This is a genomic window from Pseudomonas sp. Sample_10 (genome assembly GCF_004321495.1).
Classification (GTDB): Bacteria; Pseudomonadota; Gammaproteobacteria; order Pseudomonadales; family Pseudomonadaceae; genus Aquipseudomonas.
In genome coordinates this window covers 40,064-61,196 of record NZ_RCOE01000058.1, presented here as the reverse complement: position 1 = coordinate 61,196, position 21,133 = coordinate 40,064, and the positions used below count along the sequence as shown (strand labels likewise).

18 protein-coding genes are annotated in these 21,133 nt (G+C 58.7%); 7 read left to right on the top strand and 11 right to left on the bottom strand.

The genetic code is table 11. The features are described from left to right. Window positions 1-129 precede the first annotated feature (129 nt). Window positions 130-651 (bottom strand): lactoylglutathione lyase, encoded by a 522-nt coding sequence (gene gloA, locus D8U18_RS04635; protein ID WP_131107123.1) that lies wholly within the window; start codon window positions 649-651, stop codon window positions 130-132. A gap of 144 nt (window positions 652-795) precedes the next feature. Between gloA and D8U18_RS04630 the strand changes: the two genes are divergently transcribed. Next, a complete protein-coding gene (locus D8U18_RS04630; protein WP_056852904.1) occupies window positions 796-1,320 on the top strand; it encodes a DUF4946 domain-containing protein in 525 nt (174 codons plus the stop codon). 173 nt (window positions 1,321-1,493) lie between these two features. Here the strand turns inward: D8U18_RS04630 and D8U18_RS04625 are convergent, their stop codons facing one another. Next, window positions 1,494-1,859 carry a histone-like nucleoid-structuring protein, MvaT/MvaU family gene (locus D8U18_RS04625; protein WP_056852760.1) on the bottom strand — a complete coding sequence of 122 codons (366 nt, stop codon included), beginning with the start codon at window positions 1,857-1,859 and terminating at the stop codon, window positions 1,494-1,496. 233 nt (window positions 1,860-2,092) lie between these two features. Beyond that, entirely contained in the window at window positions 2,093-3,625 is a 1,533-nt protein-coding gene (locus D8U18_RS04620) for an EAL domain-containing protein (protein WP_131107122.1), read from the bottom strand. A 484-nt stretch (window positions 3,626-4,109) separates the two neighbouring features. Here D8U18_RS04620 and hppD point away from each other — a divergent pair, with 484 nt between their 5' ends. Further along, on the top strand, window positions 4,110-5,186 hold the full coding sequence (hppD, locus tag D8U18_RS04615; RefSeq protein WP_056852758.1) for a 4-hydroxyphenylpyruvate dioxygenase: 1,077 nt from the start codon (window positions 4,110-4,112) through the stop codon (window positions 5,184-5,186). 150 nt (window positions 5,187-5,336) lie between these two features. On the opposite strand, the gene rarD is transcribed toward hppD, so the two are convergent. The 3 genes from rarD to D8U18_RS04600 all read right to left on the bottom strand — a co-directional run bounded on the left by rarD (window position 5,337) and on the right by D8U18_RS04600 (window position 8,940). Then, window positions 5,337-6,224, bottom strand: a complete 888-nt coding sequence (rarD, locus tag D8U18_RS04610; protein ID WP_131107121.1) for an EamA family transporter RarD — start codon at window positions 6,222-6,224, stop codon at window positions 5,337-5,339. 195 nt (window positions 6,225-6,419) lie between these two features. After that, a complete protein-coding gene (locus tag D8U18_RS04605) occupies window positions 6,420-7,433 on the bottom strand; it encodes an aldo/keto reductase (protein ID WP_056852756.1) in 1,014 nt (337 codons plus the stop codon). Between the two features lie 196 nt (window positions 7,434-7,629). Then, window positions 7,630-8,940: an MFS transporter gene (locus D8U18_RS04600; RefSeq protein ID WP_131107120.1), complete on the bottom strand. Its 1,311-nt coding sequence runs from the start codon at window positions 8,938-8,940 to the stop codon at window positions 7,630-7,632. 171 nt (window positions 8,941-9,111) lie between these two features. On the opposite strand from D8U18_RS04600, the gene D8U18_RS04595 reads away from it, so the two are divergent. Continuing rightward, the gene (locus tag D8U18_RS04595) at window positions 9,112-10,233 is read left to right on the top strand and encodes a sugar diacid recognition domain-containing protein (RefSeq protein ID WP_131107119.1); all 1,122 of its coding nucleotides are present in this window, start codon (window positions 9,112-9,114) and stop codon (window positions 10,231-10,233) included. A 241-nt stretch (window positions 10,234-10,474) separates the two neighbouring features. Continuing rightward, complete coding sequence (locus tag D8U18_RS04590) at window positions 10,475-11,617, top strand: glycerate kinase (protein ID WP_131107118.1); 1,143 nt, start codon at window positions 10,475-10,477, stop codon at window positions 11,615-11,617. 118 nt (window positions 11,618-11,735) lie between these two features. Here the strand turns inward: D8U18_RS04590 and D8U18_RS04580 are convergent, their stop codons facing one another. Then, window positions 11,736-12,095: a DUF6124 family protein gene (locus tag D8U18_RS04580; RefSeq protein ID WP_131107117.1), complete on the bottom strand. Its 360-nt coding sequence runs from the start codon at window positions 12,093-12,095 to the stop codon at window positions 11,736-11,738. Window positions 12,096-12,510: 415 nt separating this feature from the next. Between D8U18_RS04580 and D8U18_RS04575 the strand changes: the two genes are divergently transcribed. The 3 genes from D8U18_RS04575 to D8U18_RS04565 all read left to right on the top strand — a co-directional run bounded on the left by D8U18_RS04575 (window position 12,511) and on the right by D8U18_RS04565 (window position 16,718). Then, the gene (locus D8U18_RS04575; RefSeq protein WP_131107116.1) at window positions 12,511-13,698 is read left to right on the top strand and encodes a pyridoxal phosphate-dependent aminotransferase; all 1,188 of its coding nucleotides are present in this window, start codon (window positions 12,511-12,513) and stop codon (window positions 13,696-13,698) included. A gap of 288 nt (window positions 13,699-13,986) precedes the next feature. Then, complete coding sequence (locus tag D8U18_RS04570; protein WP_131107115.1) at window positions 13,987-16,188, top strand: autotransporter outer membrane beta-barrel domain-containing protein; 2,202 nt, start codon at window positions 13,987-13,989, stop codon at window positions 16,186-16,188. A 314-nt stretch (window positions 16,189-16,502) separates the two neighbouring features. Then, window positions 16,503-16,718, top strand: a complete 216-nt coding sequence (locus tag D8U18_RS04565; RefSeq protein WP_056852749.1) for a hypothetical protein — start codon at window positions 16,503-16,505, stop codon at window positions 16,716-16,718. A 251-nt stretch (window positions 16,719-16,969) separates the two neighbouring features. Here the strand turns inward: D8U18_RS04565 and D8U18_RS04560 are convergent, their stop codons facing one another. The 4 genes from D8U18_RS04560 to D8U18_RS04540 form a co-directional block, all read right to left on the bottom strand. After that, window positions 16,970-17,947, bottom strand: a complete 978-nt coding sequence (locus tag D8U18_RS04560; protein ID WP_131107114.1) for a D-glycerate dehydrogenase — start codon at window positions 17,945-17,947, stop codon at window positions 16,970-16,972. A gap of 20 nt (window positions 17,948-17,967) precedes the next feature. After that, complete coding sequence (locus D8U18_RS04555; protein ID WP_131107113.1) at window positions 17,968-19,260, bottom strand: MFS transporter; 1,293 nt, start codon at window positions 19,258-19,260, stop codon at window positions 17,968-17,970. Window positions 19,261-19,371: 111 nt separating this feature from the next. Further along, on the bottom strand, window positions 19,372-20,337 hold the full coding sequence (locus tag D8U18_RS04545; RefSeq protein WP_131107112.1) for a sugar kinase: 966 nt from the start codon (window positions 20,335-20,337) through the stop codon (window positions 19,372-19,374). After that, on the bottom strand, window positions 20,330-21,112 hold the full coding sequence (locus D8U18_RS04540; protein ID WP_131107111.1) for a TIM barrel protein: 783 nt from the start codon (window positions 21,110-21,112) through the stop codon (window positions 20,330-20,332). The genes D8U18_RS04545 and D8U18_RS04540 overlap by 8 nt, the downstream gene beginning before the upstream one ends. Between the last annotated feature and the right edge of the window lie 21 nt (window positions 21,113-21,133).

The following is a 21,133-nucleotide window of genomic DNA, read 5'->3' as shown; positions in this document are numbered from 1 at the left end:
TACATGATCGTTCCCACGCTCTGCGTGGGAATGCAGCCCAGGACGCTCCGCGTCCTCAAAAGCGTGACGCAGAGCGTCACAGGAGGCGTTACCACGCAGAGCGCGGGTGCGATCAGTGGCAGCAAACTTTTACAGCGGCGCCGGCTGAATGATCTCGACCCAGTAGGCATCCGGGTCCTTGATGAACGCCAGGCTCTTCATGCGACCATCATTCAGGCGCTTCTGGAAATCGCAGCCCAGCGCTTCGAAACGCTCGCACGCGGCGACGATATCCGGTACCGAGATACAGATGTGGCCGAACCCGCGCGGATCAGTGTTGCCGTTGTGGTAGGAAAAGTCCGGGTCGTTTTCGGTGCCGTGGTTGTGAGTCAGTTCGAGGATGCCCGGGATCGACTTCATCCACTCGGTGCGTGCAGCGGCGTCGGCAGGAATCTGCGCCTTATCGACCAGCGCGAGGAAGTACAGGCTGAATTCGGCTTCCGGGAAATCGCGTTTTTCTACCAGCGAGAAACCCAAGATGCGCGTGTAGAAGTCCAGGGACTTGGTGATGTCCTTGACCCGCAACATGGTGTGGTTGAACACGAATTTTTGCGTGGCGGTGTCAGGTTGTGCGGTAACGCCGGGGAAGGTGTTCAGTTCTTGCAGGCTCATGGGCCCTCCGGAAATAAGTGGGGCTGACGATTGGCGACAATGATACGCAAGGGATGTGACATCACCAAACCCAAAGCGTCGGCTATTGCCTGACAGTCGGTCGAGGCTCAGACTTCACCGCTCATCCTGCGAGTGTTCATGGCAATGATTCGAATCGGCACATCGGTACTCATTTTGATTGGCATGTGGTGTGGGGTTGCCAGTGCGGATGCTGAAGCGCCGGTCATGCCCTGGCCCGCCGGTTGGCAGGTCGAAGCGATCGAGCAAGGGACGGCTGCGCCAGGCGTTTCTCGCCAGCGCGCAGTGAAAAGCGATCACGGCGGGACGCCAGTCATGGTGATGGAGTTGACCATGACACGGGTGGAAAGCGGGCACCAAGTAAACCTGGAGGGCGTGTTGCTGGAGATGCGCAAGTCGGTGCAAAAAGACTTCTTTCAAAGCGGCTATCAAAGTGTTTGCAATCGCATACATCCGACAACGTTGAGCCGTTTATCGGCATTGGAATCTACCTGCACCATCACGCAAAACGGTCGTCATGTGCTTTCTCAAACTTTGGTAGCTGCCGTTGACGGCGATAAGGCCTATGTTCTTTCCTACGCGGGGCAGGCCGAGGCTTACAAAACAAGTCAGGATGAAATAGAGGCGGTGCGCAACGGCTTGAAACTTTAGCCAAAGACTTTAGTGGCTGCAGGCTTTGCGCAAGGATGAAGTACTTTAGATGCCCAATGGGATTAAGCCTAAAGTTAGTCGGCAAGTAGCGAGTTGATCGACGCACTTCGTTGCATTTAGATGGTATTCATGAAAAAGCCCTGCATTGGCAGGGCTTTTTTTACGGCGCGAATTTAGCCGCGCAGCCAGGAGTCAACGGTGGAAGCGCCGTATTGTTCCTTCCAGGCTTTCAGGCCGCGATGGTTGCCGCCCTTGGTTTCAATCAGCTCGCCGGTGTGCGGGTTCTGATAAACCTTGACCACGCGAGCGCGGCGGGTTTTAGGTGCGGCAGCCTGTTGCAGGCCGGACTTGCCCGGGTTCGGATCGAGGATGGCGATGATGTCGCGCAGGCTCTTGCCGTAGGTTTTCATCAGCCCCTGGAGCTTTTCTTCGAATTCGATTTCTTTCTTGAGCCCGGCATCGTTCTTCAGCGATTCCAACTGCTTGAGCTGTTCTTGAAGGGCCTTTTCGGCTGCACGGAATTCAGCGAGTCTGGACAATATCTTTACTCCAATAGTGTGTTTGGCTGATACCAACCGCAAACAAAGCTATAAGCCAAGAGCCTTGAAGCGACTCGGTGATAAATGGCGCACCTGCGAAATTACCGCAGGCATGAAAAATTGTAGTAGTTAATTGGCCAAGAGTAAATCATGTCTTTTTCTTCATGTAACAAGAGTAGTCTTTTGAATCAAATTGTGTACCCGTTGACCGTCTCATCGCATAAGGCCAAGGGTTAATGACCACTTAATGCACTAATGAATTCCGCGCCAGGCAGCGGTCGGCCGAACAGATAGCCTTGCTGAAAGTTAACGTTATGAGCGGTCAGGTAATCACTTTGCTCTTGGGTTTCTACACCTTCTGCAACCATTGCAAGATCGAGCTTGCCCGCAAGTTGAATGATGGCGTCGAGAATATGGCTGGAGGGGGTGTCAATGCCGATCATTGCGACAAAGCTTTGGTCGATTTTCAGAAAGTCGACATTGAATTCGCGCAGGTAGCCCAGGCTGGAATGTCCGGTGCCAAAGTCATCGATGGCGATCATTACGCCAAGTTCGTGCAGCTGTTCGAACAGTTGGTGGGCGAGGGCGGTGGGTTCGATCAGTTCGCGCTCCGTCAACTCCAGCACCAGGTGAATGGAACCGGGTGCGAAGGCTTTGAGGAACTCACGGCAATCCTCTATCAGGTCAAGATTCTGGCAATGGCTGGCCGTGATGTTGATTCCGATATGAAAGGGTTCGGTGAAGGTGCTGGATAGCGGGCCGAGCAACGTCGCGGTTTGCCGCATCAAAGAGCGAGTCATTGGCACGATCAGTCCCGAATGTTCGGCGAAAGGAATGAACAGATCCGGGCGCACCAGCCCTTCTTGTGGATGATTCCAGCGCATCAGTACTTCGATGCCCGAGAGTTTCTTGCTGTCGCCATGCACGACCGCCTGAAAATAAGGCACGAACTCCGCGGCTTCCAGCGCCCGTTGCATTTCGTGGGTGGGTGACCTCGAGCGCTTTTGCAGTATGTGGCCGATCGCACCGGAAATGACCCCGAAAAAAATCAGCAGGCTGAACAACGGCGGGTATTCACTGGTCATGTAACGCCAGGTTTCACCTTCCGGAAAACCTGCCGCGACGCTGAAATCATAGCGTGAGGATTTAAGTGTGCTTTGGGCGACCGGGAAGTCGGGCAGGGGGCCATGGTGAAACTGGCCATCGGCACTTAGCCAGTTGTTTCCTACTTGCAGCACCAGCAACGTCTGACGACCAATCAGGCGCAGCACGTTACTCAGATGGTAACCATCCAGCGTCGACAGCGCACCGCGTTTTCCGTCCTCAAGGCGATAGATCAGCAGGGCGGTATCGGGTGTGACCGGGTTACCCTTCATCAATATCAATTGGCCGCCGGCAAAATCGCCCGTTGAAATTATTTCGTGATAGTCGCCAAACAGGGAGCTGCAATAAATAGTGTTATCCCACGTCAGGTTGGTCGAGCGTACGAAGGGCCGGCGGGTTACTTGTTCGCGCAGGGCGAGTTTGACGTCTGCGCAACGTTGCCCGGCCAAGGGCAACAACTCGCGTGCCGCTTGAGCGGTGTTGTCGAGCATCAGTTCAAATTGTCGAATGGCCTCTTCGGCGGTTTCCTGCGCACTTTGCACAAGTGCACGTTCGGCCTGCATATAAAGGATGACCAGGCCGAGCACTACCGGAAGTAATCCACTGAACAAGGTGACTGCAACCTTGAGGCTGCGTTTGCGGCGTCTGACTTTTAATGGCATTCGCGAAACCTGTAGCGATGAAATGGAGCTCTCAAATGCTGGCAGGGCGAATCGCCTCCCAAAAAGAGTTCAGGTACGAGCCATGATAGTTCGCATGGCGCCATTATGCCGTTCGGCGGCAATAAAGTCGTTCGGCCAGTTTGAGCTGGCGCTGCCTGCGTCGGTCCAGCAACGCCAAGTCAACCTGTTGGTGCAACAAACCGCTTGCGCGCGGGTGAAAAAGGCGGATTTTATACAGAGGGCGGACAAACTCAGTTACGCTGTGTAGAATCAGGTTACGCATACAAGAATAATCGTCTTCTGGCAGCAGAAGCCTCGCCCGCACCAGCCTTGGGTCGACAATGAAGATATTTGGGTTTCAATTGATCTACGGTGATTTCCTCGCCCGCAGCGTGCGGGGTATTTCCTGCGCGCCACCCACCGGTCTCAGCATTGCTAGCAACTAACAGTGGTTAATTTCTAAAAGCATGATGAGGCGCCGACCATGGCAGATTTATACGAAAACCCGATGGGCCTGATGGGCTTTGAATTCATCGAGCTCGCATCGCCGACCCCGAACACCCTGGAGCCGATCTTCGAGATCATGGGCTTCACCAAGGTTGCGACCCACCGTTCCAAAGACGTGCACCTGTATCGTCAGGGCGCGATCAACCTGATCCTCAACAACGAACCCAACAGCGTTGCTTCGTACTTCGCGGCCGAGCACGGCCCGTCGGTGTGCGGCATGGCGTTCCGCGTCAAGGATTCGCAAAAAGCCTACAAGCGTGCCCTGGAACTCGGCGCCCAGCCGATCCACATCGAAACCGGTCCGATGGAGCTGAACCTGCCGGCGATCAAAGGCATTGGCGGCGCGCCGCTGTACTTGATCGACCGTTTTGGTGAAGGCAGCTCGATCTACGACATCGACTTCGTGTTCCTCGAAGGTGTCGACCGTCATCCAGTGGGTGCCGGCCTGAAGATCATCGACCACCTGACCCACAACGTTTATCGCGGTCGTATGGCCTACTGGGCGAACTTCTACGAGAAGCTGTTCAACTTCCGCGAGATCCGTTACTTCGACATCAAGGGCGAATACACCGGCCTGACGTCCAAGGCCATGACCGCGCCGGACGGCATGATCCGCATCCCGTTGAATGAAGAATCGTCCAAGGGTGCCGGGCAGATCGAAGAGTTCCTGATGCAGTTCAACGGCGAGGGCATCCAGCACGTTGCGTTCCTGTCCGATGACCTGATCAAGACCTGGGATCACCTGAAAAGCATCGGCATGCGCTTCATGACTGCGCCGCCAGATACTTACTACGAAATGCTCGAAGGCCGTCTGCCGAACCACGGCGAGCCGGTGGGCGAACTGCAAGCGCGGGGCATTCTGCTGGACGGCTCGTCCGAGTCGGGCGACAAGCGCCTGCTGTTGCAGATCTTCTCGGAAACCCTGATGGGGCCGGTGTTCTTCGAGTTCATCCAGCGCAAAGGTGATGACGGTTTCGGCGAAGGCAACTTCAAGGCGTTGTTCGAATCCATCGAACGCGACCAGGTTCGTCGTGGTGTGCTTTCCACTGACTAAACCGTATCAGATGTAAAAAAGCCCGGTCAGCAGCAATGCTGGCCGGGCTTTGTTGTTTCTGTTCCTGTAGGAGCAATGCTTGCTCGCGATGGGGGCTCTGCGGTGTACCTGTCGAACCGTGTTATCGTTCATCGCGGGCAAGCCTTGCTCCTACATTGGTTCGCGGCGCTGCCGGACCAGATGCTTGAAGCCTTCAAACACCAACACCAGTACCGCCAGCCAGATCGGGATATACGTCAGCCATTCCGTCGGCTTGATGCTTTCCCCCAGCAACAACGCCACACCCAGCAACAGCACCGGTTCGACGTAGCTCAACAAACCGAACAGGCTGAACGGCAGCAAGCGACTGGCGATGATGTATACCACCAGCGCCGAAGCACTGATCAGACCCAGCAGCGGAATCAGCCAGGTCAGCGCCGGGTGCTGATCGAACACACCGAAGCCTTGCTCGCCACCGTGCACAAACCACCAAGCGATCGGCAGCATCAAGGTCATGTCCAGCCAGAGTCCGCCCAGGTTGTCGGCCTTCAGCCATTTGCGTAGCACGAAGTACAGCGGGTAGCCGACGACCACCAGCAGCGTGGCCCAGGAAAAACCACCGACCTGATACAACTCATTGATCACGCCGAGGCTGGCGAAAAACACCGCGACTTTTTGCAGGTACGACAGGCGTTCGCCGTAAGCGATGCGCCCGGTCAACACCATGGCCAGCGGCAACAGGAAATAGCCCAACGACACATCGAGGCTGTAGCCGTTGAGCGGCGCCCACATGAACAACCAGAGTTGCACGCCCAGCAGCGCCGACGACAGCAGCAAGCCGGCGATCAATTTCGGTTGCGTGCCGAGGCGACGCAACAGGTCGAGCACACGCCGCCATTCGCCTGACACCAGCATGAACACAGTCATGCACGGCACGGTCAGCAGCATGCGCCAGCCGAAGATTTCCACGCCGCTCAAGGGCGTGAGCAGCGATGTGTAGTAATACATGACGGCAAACAGCACCGAGGCTGAAACCGATAGAGCGATACCTTTAGACAAACTGTCCTCGCGTGATTTTGAGTGATTGAAACGGGCGCAGAGAATACGTGGTTTTTGAGGCGAATATTGACCAACCAATCAATACTTGACCTGTGGGAGCTGGCTTGCCAGCGATGGCGGTTGCACATTCAAAGCCGAGGTTGGCTGATAGACCGTTATCGCTGGCAAGCCAGCTCCCACAGGGTACATATGTTGTCAGGCAGTACGCGGTTTACGGCCCGACACAAAATGGCTGACATCATTGAACCCCGGCGTCGAGGCATGCCCTGGCGTTACCAGCGAATCGATGAACGCCTCATCGTCGGCCGTGATCTTCACCGCTTGCGCCTTAGTGTAGGCGTCCCATTGTGCTTCGGTGCGCGGGCCGACAATGGCTGAGGTGACGGCGCTGTTGTTCAACACCCAGGCGATGGCGAACTCGACGATGCCGACGCCGCGTTCCTCGGTGTACCGGTGGATCTGCTGGGCGATGCGCAAGGACTCGACACGCCATTCGGTTTCCAGGATGCGTTTGTCCTGGCGACCGGCGCGGCTGTTGGCGTCCGGTTGCGCATCCGGCGCGTATTTTCCACTGAGCACGCCGCGCGCCAAGGGGCTGTAAGGCACGACGCCGAGACCGTAGTTTTGCGCGGCGGTGATTTGTTCGGTTTCAGCCTGGCGGTTGACGATGTTGTACAGCGGCTGGCTGATCACCGGCCGGTCGATTCCCAGTTTGTCGGCGATGCGAATCACCTCGGCAATGCGCCAGCCGCGATAATTGGACAGGCCCCAATAGCGAATCTTGCCCTGGCGAATCAGGTCGCCGATGGCCGACACGGTCACCTCCAGCGGGGTGTTGTGGTCTTCGCGGTGCAGGTAATAAATGTCGAGATAGTCAGTACCCAGGCGCGTCAGGCTGGCGTCGATACCGTTGAAAATATGCTTGCGGCTCAAACCGCTGCGGTTCGGCAGGCCGTCTACCGGGCCGAATCCGACCTTGGTGGCCAACACCCATTCATGACGGTTACCCGCAATGGCTTCACCGACGATTTCTTCGGAGCGGCCATTGGTGTAGACGTCGGCGGTGTCGATGAAATTGATGCCCTGGTCCCAGGCCTTGTCGATGATTCGCAGGGAATCCTCGGTGCTGGTCTGTTCGCCGAACATCATGGTGCCCAGGGTCAGGGTGGACACTTGCAGGCCCGAATGACCCAGTGTGCGGTAGCTCATGAGGAAATCCTTTTGCCGGAGGGAAAGGCTCAATCAAATACCAGAACTGTGGCCGGTAGCAAACGCAAATCTCAGACACGCGCAAGCTAATTGTAGGAGCGAGCCTGCTCGCGATAGCGCAGTGCCAGTCAACAGAGATGTTGAATGTTAGAGCGCAATCGCGAGCAGGCTCGCTCCTACAGGGGAGCTGTGGTGGTCAGGCGCGCAGGGTACGGGTCATACGCAACGCCAGCAGGCTACCGCAGACAATCACACCCGCCAGCAGGTACAGCGCCGCATCGGTGGAACCGGTGCTGTCCTTGACCCAACCCACCAGGTACGGGCTGAGGAATCCGGCCATTTGCCCCATGGAATTGATCAATGCCAAGCCACCGGCGGCAGCGCCGGCACTGAGCAGGGCAGTGGGCACCGGCCAGAACATCGGCAGGCCGGTGAGGGCGCCCATGGTGGCGATGGTCAGGCCGAGAATGGCGATGGCCGGGTTGGCCGCGAAGTTCACGGCGATAAGCAGACCGAGCGCGCCCATCAGCATCGGCACCACCAAATGCCAGCGACGTTCTTTGCGCAGGTCTGCCGAGCGGCCGACCATCAACATGAACACGGCGGCCAGCAGATACGGAATCGCGCTCAACCAACCAATCACCAGGTTATCGCTGAAACCGAGGTTCTTGATGATCGACGGCAGCCAGAAGTTGATCGCGTAGACGCCGCTCTGGATGCAGAAATAGATCAGGCCGAATGCCCAGATCGCCGGGTTCTTGAATACGGCCAGCAGCGAATCCGTCGTGGTTTTCGGTTTGTTGGCCAGGTCTTCGGCGTGGTCGGCTTCAAGCACCGAACGCTCGAACGGGGTCAGCCATTTGGCATTGGCATAACTGTCGCTGAGCAGGAAATACGCCAGCGCACCAAGGACTACGGTCGGAATGCCTTGCAGCAAAAACATCCACTGCCAGCCGGCCAAGCCGCCCTGGCCTGCGGCGAAGTGGTTGAGAATCCAGCCGGAAAAAGGACTGCCGAGCAGGCCCGACACCGGGATTGCCGACATGAACAGCGCCATGATGCGGCCACGGCGGAACGTCGGGAACCACTGCGAGAGATACAGCACCACGCCCGGGAAGAATCCGGCTTCGGCGGCACCGGTGAACAGGCGCAAGGTGTAGAACTCGGTGGGCGTGGTAACGAACAGCAGGCAGGTCGACAGCGTGCCCCAGGTGATCATCATCAGCGTGATCCAGCGCCGTGGGCCGAATTTGGTCAATGCCAGGTTGCTCGGCACGCCGCACAGCACGTAGCCGATAAAGAAGATCCCGGCGCCGAGGCCGTACACGGTTTCACTGAATTTGAGTGCGTCGAGCATCTGCAACTTGGCGAAGCCCACGTTCACCCGGTCGAGGTAGTTGAACAGGTAGCAGATGAAAATGAAGGGGATCAAACGCAGGGTAATGCGTTTGTAGACGGCGTTTTTTTCGTCAACGATGGCCTGGGTTGCGGCGGCGCTCTGTGACATGGCGGCTCTCTCTTTATTATGATTTTTTGCGATGCAAAGGGTAACGTTGATCGCCCGCAGAGTCTCGACCACCCTCGGGGCTGCTGTCTTTGTGCCTGAGCACAGGGTTTGCAACCAAGGCCTGTGCGGGTGAACAACCGCCAGGCGCTCACGCTTTCAAGGATCACCGTTATGTTCGAACTCGATCACGACCTGGCGCAGGACATCGTCGACCGCGCGATGGCCATCCTGCCGTACAACGTCAACGTGATGGACAGTCAGGGGCTGATTCTCGGCAGCGGCGAACCGGAGCGGGTCAACACCCGCCACGAAGGCGCGCAACTGGTGTTGGCCAACGGCCGCGTGGTGGAGATCGACGCGCAAACCGCGATCCACCTCAAAGGTGTGCAGCCGGGCATCAATCTGCCGCTGATGCTCGACCAGCGCTTGATCGGCGTGCTGGGCATCACTGGCGAACCCGAGCAGTTGCGCACCTACGCTGAACTGGTACGCATGACCGCCGAGATGCTGGTGGGCCAGCGCAACCAGCAGGCCGAGCAGCAATGGCGGCGCCAGCGATGTGATGACCTGTTGGCCTTGTTGCTCAGCGAGGCCGGAGACTCGCCGCGATTGATCGATGAGGCACAACAACTGGGGCTCAAACCGCAGATGACGCGGATGCCGTATTTGTTTGAATTGGGCATGGAACACGGGCCGGGGCAAACCGCCGAGGCGCTCAGTGCCTGGCTGACCAGCCGGTATCCCGATAGCTGGTGCGTCAGTTCCTCGACGTCATCGTTGCTGTGGTGCCGACCGGCCAGCCAGTCCATCGAAAACGATCGGCTGCTGGAAAAGCTCGATGGCCTGGGCTGGAACATTCTGCGCGTCGCCGTGGGCGGGCAGGCGGATGGGCTGGCGGGATTGCGCCGCTGTTATCGTCGCGTCGGCGACTTGCTGGCTTACGGGCGCGACGTGTTGCCCGCTTGCCGTTTGCTCACGCTCAACCGCTATCGATTGCCAGTGATGCTTTGGCGGCATCGCAACGACGATGCGCTGGACGAGCTGCTCAACCCATTGCGCAAGGTCATTGCCAAGGACAGCAACGGCCAGTTGCTCGCGACATTACGCAGTTGGTGCGAACACGACGGCCAAAGCCAGGCCTGCGCCGAAGCCTTGGGCATTCACCGCAACAGTTTGCGTTATCGGATGGAAAGAATTGCCGAGCTCAGCGGGGTCGATCCGTTGAAGCTGGACGGCATGCTGGCGTTGTACCTGGGCGTGCAGTTGCTCCCGCAGACTGACGCAAACTCATAAACACCACATTCCCCCTGTAGGAGCGAGCCTGCTCGCGATGGACGTCAACGATAACGCGCACCGTCTGAATGACCGCGGTGTCTGGACGTTAATCGCCAGCAGGCTGGCTCCTACAGGGTTCCTGTGTAACCGCCGCTATTTGTGGAAATGAACAATAATCCATACAGCCGCTTGTGCAGCGGCCCGGCGTCATTGCGCCGGGCGGCTGGCAGCATGGGGGCAATGGAACTGGAGAATTCCCATGAAAATCGTGATCGCCCCTGATTCGTTCAAAGACAGCCTCAGCGCCCAAGGCGTGGCCGATGCCATTGCCCTCGGTTTGGCTGACGTCTGGCCCGATGCGCAGTTGATCAAATGCCCGATGGCCGACGGTGGGGAGGGGACGGTCGAGTCGGTGCTGGCGGCCTGCAACGGCGAGCTGCGCCGTACTCAGGTTCGCGGGCCATTGGGCGCGCCGGTTAACGCCGCATGGGGCTGGTTGCCCGAGAGCCACAGCGCAATCATCGAGATGGCCGAGGCCAGCGGTTTGCAGTTGGTGCCGCTGGCTCAGCGTGATGCCTGCATCAGCAGCACCTTCGGTACCGGCGAGTTGATTCGCGCAGCGCTGGATGCCGGGGCGCAACGGGTGATCCTGGCCATCGGCGGCAGTGCGACCAATGACGCCGGCGCCGGAGCCATGCAAGCGTTGGGTGTGAAACTGCTGGATGCTCAGGGCAAGTCGCTCGCACCGGGCGGTTTGGCGCTCGGGCAGTTGGCCCGCATTGACCTGAGCGAAGTCGACCGGCGATTGGCCAACGTGCGTTTCGACATCGCCGCCGACGTCAACAACCCACTGTGCGGCGCACACGGTGCCTCGGCGATTTTCGGTCCGCAAAAAGGTGCGTCGCCCGAGCAGGTCGAGCAACTGGATCAGGCATTGGGGCACTTTGCCGATCACTGCGCCAAGGTGTTGGAAAAGGACGTGCGCGACGAGCCGGGCAGTGGTGCGGCGGGCGGTTTGGGGTTTGCCGCCAAGGCGTTCCTCGGAGCGCAGTTCAAGGCCGGGGTCGAGGTGGTCGCCGAACTGGTGGGCCTGGCTGAAGCGGTTGAAAATGCCGATCTGGTGATCACCGGCGAAGGCCGTTTCGACGCACAAACCCTGCGCGGCAAGACGCCGTTTGGTGTGGCGCGCATCGCTCAACTGCATGGCGTGCCAGTGATTGTGATTGCCGGTACGCTGGGCGAGGGCTATCAGGCCCTCTATGAACATGGCATCGATGCCGCGTTCGCCTTGACGAGTGGGCCGATGACGCTGGAGCAAGCCTGCACCCAGGCGCCGCGTTTGCTGCAAGAGCGGGCGACAGACATTGCACGGGTCTGGCAAATGGTTGCCCGCCAGCGCTGACAGAACCTGTGGCGAGGGAGCTTGCTCCCGCTGGACTGCGCAGCCGTCCAAAAAGCGACGGCTGCTACGCAACCGAGCGGGAGCAAGCTCCCTCGCCACAAAAGCTCTTTTACGGTGACTACTGCGGTGGATCAATCTGATCCAGCACCCGGTTCGCCGTGATTTCCGCCAGCATCACGCTGTTGGAAATGCCCAGCAGGGCGTTGCGATCTCCACCCTCCAGATGATCGACCAGTTGATGGACCATCACATCGACCGAGGCCAGCGTTTCCACCAGATACACCATCAGGGTTTCGGTCGTGACTTCGGGGTCGACGGTGAACAATGTGCTGACCGTGCGCGGCGTGGCTTTGATGTCGGCGGTCGAGGGGAAGTGGAAGTCGAGGGCGCGTTCGGCGGCTTCGTTGAGTTTGTTTGAATCGGATTCGTACGGGGACGTCGGATCGGTATCCGGCGGGTTTGGCGTTACTTTAGGCATAACTAGATCCTTACTTGGAGTGCCATTCCTTTTGCTGCTAAACGAAAGAGGTGGCAGCTGTACGCAGGTTAGCAGACCGGGGATCTAGTAAACCGGCGCGCCCGAAGACGCCCTGCGCACAGCTACCATCGAACGCAGACATGGGACTGTCTGACTGATAGTGCCTATGCAATTAACTAGAAAACCACTGGGCTGCTAAACCCGGTCACTGACAATCAGTGACGCGAATCAAGTTACCGATGGCCCTCAGAGCGCACAAGCCGGCGGATTCTGGCGTACCCGTAGGCAAAGGCGCAAGGTCTTGTGGCTTTCAGGAAGTATCCTTAAACACCTTTAAACAAAGGCTCGCAGGGTGGCGCGTTCACCGATTTGAGATAGGGTTGAGGCAAGGAAAACCGCGCGACAGGAGAACCGCATGCGCTACTCAACCTTGACCCAACGAATCGCCGGTGACGGTGCGGCGGCCTGGCAGATTCACGATCGAGCGCTTGAGTTGCGCGAGCAGGGTGTCGATGTCCTGCTGCTGTCGATTGGCGACCCGGATTTCGACACCCCACAACCCATCGTAAACGCGGCCATCGACAGCTTGCTGGCCGGCGACACCCACTACCCGGCAGTGCGCGGCAGCCACGGTTTGCGTACCAGCATTTCCCGGCGCCATCACCAGCGCAGCGGTCAAACGGTGGATGCCGACCATGTGATCGTGTTCCCCGGCGCGCAGTGCGCGGTGTATTCGGTGGTGCAATGCCTGCTCGACGCTGGCGACGAAGTGCTTGTCGCCGAACCGATGTACGTCACCTACGAAGGGGTGTTCGGTGCCTGTGGCGCGAAAGTGGTACCGGTGCCGGTGCGCTCGCAAAACGGTTTTCGCGTCGACCCGCTGGATGTCGCCGCACGCATCACGCCGAAGACCCGCGCCATGTTGCTCAACAGCCCTAACAATCCCTCCGGCGCCAGTTTGCCGCTGTCGACCTGGCAGACCTTGGCCGCGTTGTGCATTCGTCATGACCTGTGGCTGATCAGCGACGAGGTCTACAGCGACTTGCTGTACGAAGGCGAACACATCAGCCCGGCGAGTTTGCCGGGCATGGCCGAGCGCACGGCGACCGTCAACAGCCTGTCAAAATCCCACGCCATGAGCGGTTGGCGCGTGGGCTGGGTAATCGGGCCAAAACCCCTGTGTGAACATTTGGTGAATCTGTCGCTGTGCATGTTGTTCGGCATTCCGGACTTCATCCAGAACGCCGCGCAACTGGCCCTGGATGAAAACCTGCCGCAAGTGGCGTCGATGCGCGAAGAATATCGCCTGCGGCGCGACCTGGTGTGCGCCAGCCTCGACCACTGCCCGGGCCTGCGCGCGGTTCGCCCCGACGGCGGTATGTTCGTGATGGTCGACGTACGCGCCACCGGTTTGTCGGCCCAGCACTTTGCCGAGCGGTTGCTGGAAGGCTATGGCGTGTCGGTGCTGGCCGGGGAGGCGTTCGGGCCGAGTGCGGCGGGGCATATCCGCATCGGCCTGGTGGTGGACCGGGCAAAACTGGCGGACGCCTGCCGGCGGATTGCTCTATGTGCCACGGACTTGCTCGAAGGCTTGCGGGCCTGAAATTACAGCGCTTCCCAGTGCAAAAAAAGTGGCGCTACCTGTCAACTTTGACAGTTACGCACATTCATAAAACACGGTTTACTGCTCCCAAGCGCAGAACGGCGGGAAGCGTTTGGTAGTGCCCGGTATTCGGTCTGCGTTTCGGCCCAAGCCCCATGCAAAGCCATGGCGGCAGGTTATGAACACGGAGATCCGCTCTGAAATCTGTCGGATAAGTCCTACATACGAATGAGGGGCTGTTTTCTAGCATGCGCGGCTTTCCAACTTCTGTTCGCCAATGGTGTGTATATGTCGACGGTCAAATTGTTCAAGCTGCATCCGCTGTCCCGCGTTTTAAAACTGTTATCTGTCACCCCATTGTTGCTGATCAGTGATATCGGGTATGCAAGGGTTTTAATCCCGGGTGAGGTGTTGGACATCGATGGCACCACCGCTCCCGACAATTACGTGTTGAACGGTGGATCGACCTTGAACAGCAACGGCGGCCAGACCTTTGATATCTCCGTCAACCAATCCACGCTGAACCTCAATGGCACCCGGGTTGACGGAGCCGGTAACAATGGCGTGCATTTGAACGCCGGTACGGCGACCATCACTGGAAGCACGATCGAAAATAGTCGGACAGGTCTGGCGATCAGTCGCGACTCGGCGGGGACGCAAGGTTCCACTGCAATTGTCAGTGACAGCCACATTACCGGCGAGAGCGCGGGGGCTACCGTGAACGCGTTGAGCAGCCTGACGCTTAATCATTCGACGCTTTCCGGTACCGGCACCCTCGCCAATGGTTTGCGTGTGTTCAGTGGTACCGTCCAGGCCAATGGCAGCACCATCACCGGCAACGTCAACGGCATCAACATCGACGTTGATCTGGGGATCGATGCCAACAGTACGCTGGTTTTAAACGATACCGACGTTGTCGGACTCAATGGTTCGGCAATCCTCGTGGGTCGCGGCACTGCGGGCACGTCGAAGGCCAACATCGCAGTGCTCAACGGCTCTACGTTGACGGCGAGCAACGGCATCCTGATGAATGTTGTCGGGGGCGCTGAAGCCAATCTGCGAGTGGGCAACAGTACGCTGGTTGGCGATATCGTCGCCGAAAGCGGCAGTACGGCCAACGTCGTGCTGGAAGATTCCGCGACCCTGACCGGTCGTTTGCAGAACGTGCAGAACCTGGGCGTCAACAGCAACGCACGCTGGGTGATGCTCGGCGACGGTTCTGTGCAAAACCTGGACATGAATGGCGGCACCATCCAGTTCGGCAATCCCGGCGAATACTTCAACTTGAATGTGCAAACGCTGTCGGGCAGCGGCGGTACGTTCGCCATGCACACTGACTTCAACACTGGGCAGGTCGACACGCTGACCGTGAGCGGCAATGCCACCGGCAACCACAGCATATCGATTGATGCCAGTGGCTCGGAACCGTTGGCCGCCGGCTCGACTCCGGTGGTGCACATCGGTGGCGGTGATGCCACGTTCACGCTGGCCGGTGGTGCGGTGGACCTGGGGGCGTTCTCCTATGACCTGGTGAAACTCAGCAGCACCGACTGGTACCTCGATACCCTCGCGCGCAGCATCAGCCCGGGCACCCAATCGGTGATCGCGCTGTTCAACGCGGCGCCGACCGCCTGGTATGGAGAGCTCAGCACTCTGCGCAGCCGCATGGGCGAAGTGCGCATGGATCACGGCAAAGCCGGTGGCTGGATTCGCGCCTATGGCAATAAATTCGACGTGGATGCCAGTTCGGGCGTCGCTTACCGGCAAGTTCAGCAGGGCCTGTCGTTCGGTGCCGATGCGCCGTTGCCGCTCGGTGACGGGCAATGGCTGGTGGGTGTGTTGGGCGGTTACAGCAAGTCCGACCTGGACTTGAGCCGTGGCACCAGCGGCACCATCGACAGTTACTACCTGGGCGCCTACACCACCTGGCTGGATGAGCCGAGCGGTTACTACTTCGACGGCGTGCTCAAGTTCAACCGGTTCCAGAACGAGTCCGATGTGCACCTGAGTGATGGCAAAAAGACCAAGGGCAATTACGACAGCCATGGCGTCGGTGCCTCCCTGGAGTTCGGTCGACACATCAAACTGGCTGACGATTATTTCGTTGAACCCTTCACCCAACTGTCGGGCGTGATTATTCAGGGCAAGGATTACGACCTGGATAACGGCCTGTCCGCTGAAGGCGATCGCGCCCATTCGTTGCTGGCCAAGGCCGGGGCAACCGCCGGGCGTAACTTCCAGTGGGATGACAAGACCGTGCAGCCCTACATCCGTGCTGCCTATGTACACGAGTTCGCCAACAACAACGAAGTAAAGGTCAACAACAACACCTTCAACAACGATCTGTCGGGCTCCCGAGGAGAGTTGGGCGCCGGCGTGGCCGTGTCGCTGAGCGACAAGGTGTCGATCCATGCCGATTTCGATTACAGCAATGGCAACAAAATCGACCAACCGAGGGGAGCCAATGTAGGGTTGCGCTATAGCTGGTGATCATACGTAGGTGGACAAAAGTCTCTCTCTTTAATCGGCTAGTTCCGTTCAGGTTGGCGATCACAATGCTTATCTTATGCAGACACTGAATGCAGTTGACCGATGTTTATTTGTTGTGAACGAAACGGAGCCGAAATGAAAAAATTCTATTTTTTGCCTTCTATGGAAGGCGATTCATTCAAAATTTCAATTCAAAAAACATCGAAATACCGAATAGGTTCTGTTGACCACTAGCAATTTAATTTCAACACCTAGGAGGTTATTTCACTAGCCGTTCTGCTGCTAATTTTGATTTTTTCGAAGGAGTCGAAAACATGACGGAAAAATATTTATTACCAGAGGTCCTTGAAAGAATTTACCACAACCAATTGGCTTTGGAGGCAGCATTGATGGAGCTGACACTCTGGGTCGAACAGCGTGGTTCCGATGAGGTTGGTGGAAATATTCGAGGGGCGCTTGAGGCGATTGGTGATAATGCGGGTCATATAAAACAGGGGTTGGCTCGATTGAAGAGTCTTAATAGTGGCTGAGAACATTCCGGTTAAACGACGTAGTTTCCTTAGGCAAATGGTATCGGATCGCATGGTGGATGCCAGTTCTCCGAAATGGTCGATGTACATCAGGCCGGGCTGTTTGTTCAGCACTACGTCGAGTGTCTGTCGGCGCAATCGCGCGCTCGCTTACTCCTACAGTAATCGGTGGTGAACTCGAGATCTGTGAATTCCACTGAAACTGTAGGAGCGAGTTGCTCGCAATGGCGACCTGAAGAACAGGGAATCCCTCAATCCTTCCACGCGCCGCCGTTCACCAAATTCCCCGGCCGCTCACCTACCAGCGCCGCCAGCAAATTGTCCACTGCACAGGTCGCCATTGCCTCCCGAGTCTCATGGGTGGCCGAGCCGATGTGCGGGGTAGCTACCACATTGCTCAATTGCAGCAACGGCGAGTCCTGATCAAGTGGTTCACGCTCGAACACATCCAGCCCCGCCGCGCGAATCTGCCCCGTACGCAACGCATCGATCAACGCTGCCTCATCGACAACCTTGCCCCGTGAAATGTTGATGAAGATGCTTTCCGGGCGCATCAGCGCGAACTGTTCTGCGCCAATCATCCCTTCGGTTTCAGCGGTCAATGGCAGCGTCAGGCAGATGAAATCCGCTTGCTGCAACAGTTCGCTCAGGCTTCGGTATTGCGCATTGAAGCGTTGTTCGGCCGCTGGTTTGGGCGAGTGGCTGTGGTAGATCACCGGCATGCCGAAGCCGAAGTGTCCGCGCTGGGCCAGGGCTTCGCCGATGCGGCCCATGCCGATGATGCCGAGGGTTTTACCGTGCACGTCGCTGCCGAAATGCGCCGGGCCGATGTTACGTTTCCATTGCCCCGAACGAACCATGTTGGCCAGCTCCACCACGCGCCGGGCGGTGGCCAGGATCAGCGCGAAACCGGTGTCGGCGGTGGTTTCGGTAAGCACGTCCGGCGTATTGCTGAGCAGGATGCGCCGCTCGGTCAGGTAGTCGATGTCGTAGTTGTCGACGCCCACCGAGACGCTGGCGATGGCTTGCAGATTGGGTGCCAGGCCCAGCAGCTCGGCATCCAGCTTCAGGCTGGCGCCGAGCAAACCGTGGGCACGGGGCAGGGCGTCGCGCAGTTTGGCCAGGCCTTCGGCGTCCAGGCTTTCGATCAGCGTCACGTCGGTGTGCGCCTGCAGGCGAGCCATCAACTGCGGCGAGAGTTTCTTGTACAGAACGACCTGCTTTTTCATCTTCATGTTCTCAATTGAATTCAGGATTGAGCGCTGAGGCGACGCGTTACTGTGGGCCGCTCCCGGTCGCTGGCACCGGGTTTGAGCAAAATGGTCAGTACCACCGAGAACATCAGCGCGCCGCTCATCAGCAAGTACGAGGCGCCGGGCGAACCGGTGGAGCTGTTCAGATAACCGACCAGATAAGAGCCGCCAAACGAACCCAGCGCGCCCATGCTGTTGATCAACGCCATGGCGCCGCCTGCGACGTTGGCCGGGAGGATTTCCGGGATGATCGCGAAGAACGGACCGTACGGCGCGTACATGCAGGCCCCGGCAATCACCAGCAGGGTGTACGACCACCAGAAATGTTCGGCACCCAGCGCGTAGGAACCGTAAAAGGCAATCGAGGCGATCAGCAGCGGTGGCCAGACGAAGCGTTTGCGTTTTTGCAGTTTGTCCGATCCCCAGGACACCAGCAGCATGCCGATCACCGCCGCCAGATAGGGCAACGCCGACAGCCAGCCGGCCTCGACCATGTCCATTTGCGCGCCGGCCTTGAGGATCGACGGCAGCCACAAGACGAAACCGTAGACACCGATGCTCCAGCAGAAAAACTGCAGCGCCAGGAGGATCACTTTCGGCGAGCGAAACGCTTCGGCGTAGTTCTTCACGGCCTTGATGCCGACCTGTTCGGCTGCCAGTGCGCTTTCCAGATCGTGCTTTTCCTGATCGTTGAGCCACTTGGCCTGGGATGGGCGATCATCGGCCAGACGCCACCAGATGAAGGCCCAGAGCACCGCCGGCAGGCCTTCGATGATGAACATCCAGCGCCAGCTGTAATGCTGCACCAGATAACCGGAGACCACTGACATCCACAGCATGGTCACCGGGTTGCCGAGGATCAGGAAGGTGTTGGCCCGCGAGCGTTCGGCGCGGGTGAACCAGTGGCACAGGTAGATCAGCATCGCCGGCATCACCGCGGCTTCGACCACGCCGAGCATGAAGCGGATGACGATCAGCCAGTAAGCGTTGGAGACAATGCCGGTCAACGTCGCAAGGCTGCCCCAGAGGATCAGGCTGACGAAAATCAGTTTCTTCACGCTGTGTTTCTGCGCGTAGATCGCCCCCGGCACCTGGAAGAAGAAGTAGCCAAGGAAGAACAGCGCGCCGAGCATCGACGACAGGCCCGGCGTGATCATCAAGTCGGCGGCCATCCCGGAGGCGGCGGCGAAACCGTAGTTGGCGCGGTCCAGGTACGCCAGGCTGTAGGTGATGAACACGATTGGCATGATGTACCACCAGCGGCGGGTGGCGAGCGTTGCGGTTTTCATGGGTGGTGCTCCTGAGCTTGTTGTTTTTGTCGCAGCAGGTAACGGTGATCGTTCCCACGCTCGGCGTGGGAATGCCTCAAGGGACGCTCCGCGTCCCCGTGACGCAGAGCGTCAGAGGCTGCGTTCCCACGCAGGAGCGTGGGAACGAGCAATATCCATCTCGGCTCTGGTGGGTAACCCTTCCATATCCCCCCGACTCTGCACCGCGCGGCTGCCAATCCAGTTGGCCCGTTGCACGGCGTCGGCAAAGCTGTGGTTTTCCAGGAGCGCGCTGATCATGCCGACGGCGAATCCGTCGCCGGCACCGACCGTGTCGACCACGGTTTGCACCGGCATACCGGCAACGAAACCTTGATCAAGATGCGTGCGGTAATAGGCGCCATGCGGCCCCAATTTGATCGCCACGGCTTCGACCCCCTGATCAAGGTAGAAGGCGGCGATGTCGGCCGGGTCTTCGAAACCTGTGAGCAGGCGACCTTCGCTCAGTCCCGGCAGCACCCAATGGGCGAGGGCGGCGAGGCGGTTGATCTCGGTGATCATCTGCTGCTCGCTGGCCCACAGGCTCGGGCGCAGATTGGGGTCGAACGACACGCTGCGCCCGGCTTCGCGCATGCGGGTCATCAGCTCGAACGACATCTGCCGCGCCGTTTCCGACAGCGCCGGAGGAATGCCGGTGGCGTGCAGATGCCGTGCCTCGAGCAAGTCGGGAACGATCGAGTGCGGCGACAGGTGACTGGCCGCCGAGCCACGGCGAAAGTACTCGACCACAGGATCACTGCCATCGTCGGTGCGCGACTTGAGCTGGAAACCGGTGGGGTGCGCGGGGTCGATGTCGACGTGACGGCAATCCAGGCCTTCTTTCTCCAGCGTGTCGATCACGAAGCGGCCCAGTGAATCGGCGCCGACCCGGCTCAGCCATGCCACGTTGAAACCCAGGCGTGACAGGCCAATGGCGACATTGCTGTCCGCCCCGGCAATGCGTTTATGGAAAGCGTTGACGCTGGCCAGGTCGCCGGTTTGCTCGGCGACGAACATCGCCATGGTTTCGCCGAACGAGAGGATATCGATCTCAGACATGGGCGTTCTCCAGCGACGATTGGCCGAGGTGGGCGAGGGTGCTGACGTGTTCGGAGGTCAGTTGCACCAGGTCCTCGCCTTGCAGCGGGTATTCGACAGCGCGCATGACGCCGTGGGCCATGTGCCGCAGCAACTGTTCCCACTGTTGCAGGTCGCTGGCGGCGGGCGGGATGGCGACCAGTTTGCCGTCGGTGCGGCGCATGACGGCTTTGCAATGCACATAACCGACGTGACGGCCGAGCAACCGGGCCGCGTTGGCGGCGGACTGGTCCTGCCACTGCCAGTTGCCGATATCGAAGGTCATTTTGATCGGCAGTTTGTGTCGCTCGACTTCATTGAAGAAACGCTGGAACGGTTCGATGCGGCCACCGTGCAAGGTCTGGTCGTTTTCCACCAGCAATTGCACCGGATGTTCGCCGAGTGTCCGGGCAAGGCTGTGCAAATCGCTGTTGTCGGTGAAATAACCCAACGACACTTTCAGCCATTTGGCGCCAAACGCCTGGGCACGTTGCAACGCGGTGATCAGTTGCGGATTGGGCTTGGATTGGCCGGCCAGCCACAATTCCATGGGCGAGGAATAGACGCTTTGCAGGCCCTCGGCCCGAGTCGCGTCGGCCAGGTGTGCGGGGTTCTCAAAGGTCAGCAGCTCTTCACGCCATTCGATGCGCGTGGCCCCGGCGGCGGCCAGTACGGCGATGAAACTGCCTTGGCCGCGCTGGCGCACCAGATCGGCGCCGTAGCTGGAAAGGCTGATGGAAACGGCGGGTTTGTTCATTGTTTTTCTACCTCTGAAACC

What these genes read in the sequence shown, in the direction of transcription:
- D8U18_RS04545 (WP_131107112.1), bottom strand. Translation starts at nt 20,337, where the DNA reads ATGTCTGAGATCGATATCCTCTCGTTCGGCGAAACCATGGCGATGTTC.
- D8U18_RS04580 (WP_131107117.1), bottom strand. Translation starts at nt 12,095, where the DNA reads ATGCCTAAAGTAACGCCAAACCCGCCGGATACCGATCCGACGTCCCCG.
- D8U18_RS04565 (WP_056852749.1), top strand. Translation starts at nt 16,503, where the DNA reads ATGACGGAAAAATATTTATTACCAGAGGTCCTTGAAAGAATTTACCAC.
- hppD (WP_056852758.1), top strand. Translation starts at nt 4,110, where the DNA reads ATGGCAGATTTATACGAAAACCCGATGGGCCTGATGGGCTTTGAATTC.
- D8U18_RS04630 (WP_056852904.1), top strand. Translation starts at nt 796, where the DNA reads ATGATTCGAATCGGCACATCGGTACTCATTTTGATTGGCATGTGGTGT.
- D8U18_RS04540 (WP_131107111.1), bottom strand. Translation starts at nt 21,112, where the DNA reads ATGAACAAACCCGCCGTTTCCATCAGCCTTTCCAGCTACGGCGCCGAT.
- D8U18_RS04555 (WP_131107113.1), bottom strand. Translation starts at nt 19,260, where the DNA reads ATGAAAACCGCAACGCTCGCCACCCGCCGCTGGTGGTACATCATGCCA.
- D8U18_RS04560 (WP_131107114.1), bottom strand. Translation starts at nt 17,947, where the DNA reads ATGAAAAAGCAGGTCGTTCTGTACAAGAAACTCTCGCCGCAGTTGATG.
- D8U18_RS04605 (WP_056852756.1), bottom strand. Translation starts at nt 7,433, where the DNA reads ATGAGCTACCGCACACTGGGTCATTCGGGCCTGCAAGTGTCCACCCTG.
- D8U18_RS04600 (WP_131107120.1), bottom strand. Translation starts at nt 8,940, where the DNA reads ATGTCACAGAGCGCCGCCGCAACCCAGGCCATCGTTGACGAAAAAAAC.
- gloA (WP_131107123.1), bottom strand. Translation starts at nt 651, where the DNA reads ATGAGCCTGCAAGAACTGAACACCTTCCCCGGCGTTACCGCACAACCT.
- D8U18_RS04595 (WP_131107119.1), top strand. Translation starts at nt 9,112, where the DNA reads ATGTTCGAACTCGATCACGACCTGGCGCAGGACATCGTCGACCGCGCG.
- D8U18_RS04590 (WP_131107118.1), top strand. Translation starts at nt 10,475, where the DNA reads ATGAAAATCGTGATCGCCCCTGATTCGTTCAAAGACAGCCTCAGCGCC.
- D8U18_RS04575 (WP_131107116.1), top strand. Translation starts at nt 12,511, where the DNA reads ATGCGCTACTCAACCTTGACCCAACGAATCGCCGGTGACGGTGCGGCG.
- D8U18_RS04620 (WP_131107122.1), bottom strand. Translation starts at nt 3,625, where the DNA reads ATGCCATTAAAAGTCAGACGCCGCAAACGCAGCCTCAAGGTTGCAGTC.
- D8U18_RS04570 (WP_131107115.1), top strand. Translation starts at nt 13,987, where the DNA reads ATGTCGACGGTCAAATTGTTCAAGCTGCATCCGCTGTCCCGCGTTTTA.